The 2240-nt window shown below is 63.6% G+C and carries 2 protein-coding genes; one reads left to right on the top strand and one right to left on the bottom strand.

Annotation, left to right across the window (positions count from 1 at the left end):
• On the top strand, nt 1-2048 hold a 2048-nt coding region (locus VF515_22755; GenBank protein HEX7410450.1), incomplete at its 5' end, for a PAS domain S-box protein.
• Here the strand turns inward: VF515_22755 and VF515_22750 are convergent.
• The coding region (locus tag VF515_22750) for a MoaD/ThiS family protein (GenBank protein HEX7410449.1) at nt 1994-2240 on the bottom strand (247 nt) is incomplete at its 5' end. The genes VF515_22755 and VF515_22750 overlap by 55 nt on opposite strands.

Raw genomic sequence — 2240 nt, 5'->3', positions numbered from 1 at the left:
CCATCGGAGCCAAACCTGACGCCGCACTGGCTGAGGGAGTATTGCTGCTGCGAATCGATCCCCATGAGTTCCTCTACCCTCTGGTTCAATCGTGGCTCACCCCCAGCCGCACCGCCGAGACGCTCATACTCCGGCGCGAAGGCAACGACGTAGTGTATTTGAACGACTTGCGCCATCGCTCGCACGTGGCGCTTTCCTTCCGACTGCCCATTGACCAACGCCTGGACTTGCCCGCGGCCATGGCGGTGATGGGACGCGAAGGGGTTGTTGAGGGAACGGACTATCGCAGTGTGCCGGTGCTGGCCGCCCTGCGCCGTATTCCGGGCACGCCCTGGTTTATGGTGGCCAAGGTGGACCAGGAGGAGATCTATGCGCCACTGCGCGAACGGGCCTGGACAACAGGACTTCTTCTCTTCGCCCTGCTTCTCGCGACGGCACTGGGCGTGAGTCTGCTGGGGCGTCAACGCGACGCTCAATGGTTGCAGAGACAACTGACTACCGAACGCCAGCGCCAGGCGCTCGCCGAGCGCTTCCTGTATCTGACCAAGCACGCCAATGACATTATCCTGTTGGCTGACCAGGACTGGAGAATCCTGGAAGCCAACGACCGCGCGCTCCAGGCCTATGGCTATTCGTTGGAAGAGTTCCAGCGCTTGAACGCGTGGGATTTGCGCGCGCCGGAAACCCGCTCGGATCTCGACCAGCAGACCCGCCAGATGAGGTCCGAGGATGGCATCGTCCTTGAGACCGTACACCAGCGCAAAGATGGTTCCACGTTTCCCGTCGAAAGCAGCATGCGCGCGGTGGAGATCGGGGGGACAACCTATCACCAAGCCATCATCCGCGACATCACTGAACGCAAGCGGGCGGAGGAGGCGCTGCGGGAGAGCGAAGCGCGTTATCGCTCGCTGTTCGAAAACATGCTTGATGGCTTCGCGTATTGCCAGATGATCTTTGATCACGACCAGCCGCTGGACTTCATCTATCTCGATGTCAACGACGCCTTCGAGAGGCTGACCGGATTGAGGAACGTCGTTGGGAGAAGAGTCACCGAGGTCATCCCGGGCATCAGAGAGTCCAACCCGGAGGCGTTCGAAATTTACGGGCGGGTAGCTTTGACCGGACAGCCGGAGCGGTTTGAGCTTTATTTGGAGCCGTTGGCGGCGTGCCTGTCGATCTCGGTCTATGGGGCGGAAAAGGGATACTTTGTTGCCGTGTTCGACAACATCACTGAAGGCAAGCGGGCGGCGGAAGAGATTCGTACGCTGAATGCCGAGCTGGAACAACGCGTCCGGGAGCGCACGGCGCAGCTCGAAGCGGCGAACGCAGAGCTGGGAGCGTTCAGCTACTCCGTCTCGCACGACCTGCAGGCGCCGCTGCGGGCGATCGACGGCTTCAGCGCCCTGCTGCTGGGCCGCTACACCGAGCAACTCGACGCGCAGGGGCAGCATTATCTGCAGCGGGTGCGGGAGGGCACCAGTCACATGGCGCAGCTGATCGAGGCCTTGCTGGGCTTGTCGCGGGTGACCCGCGCCGAGATGCAGCAGCGGGAGGTGGACCTCAGCGCGCTGGCGCAGACGGTCGCCGCCGAGCTGCGAGCCGCGGATCCGAGCCGAGCCGTCGAGTTCATCATTGCACCGGGCGTGCGGGCGCACGGGGACCCCGGGTTGCTGCGGGCAGTGGTGGACAACCTACTGCGGAACGCCTGGAAGTACACCAGCAAGCACGCCACGGCACGGATCGAGTTTGGCTGCGCCAAGACGAACGGGCAGCCGGTGTTCTTTGTGCGCGACGATGGCGCCGGCTTCGACATGGCGTACGTCGACAAACTGTTCGGCGCCTTCCAGCGGCTGCACGCGAAAGAGGAGTTCGAAGGCGCCGGCATCGGGCTGGCCACGGTGCAGCGCATCATCCATCGCCACGGCGGGCGGGTGTGGGCCGAGGGCGCGGTGGAGCAGGGCGCGACCTTCTATTTTACGGTGCCGCCGGCCGCTCAGCCCCCAGCCGCGGCCTTGAGGAATGCGACCGTGTCGCCGTCGGCGAGCTGAGTACTCATCCCGTGCTGGTGGTTGATTAGGACGCCGTTGACCACCACCGCGGCGACCCGAGAGAGTTTTTCGAAATTCTCGCCCCGCTCGCCGAACTTGTCACGGGTGAGGCGCACTACATCCTGCACCGTCCGCGCCCCCTCCACCTCGAACCGCCGCACGCCCAATGCCTTGCTCATGTCGTAGGTGAGT

It is taken from the genome of Candidatus Binatia bacterium, assembly GCA_036382395.1.
Taxonomy (GTDB): domain Bacteria; phylum Desulfobacterota; class Binatia; order HRBIN30; family HRBIN30; genus JAGDMS01.
The sequence above is the reverse complement of the archived record's forward strand: the minus strand, read 5'-3'. Positions and strand labels throughout refer to the sequence as shown.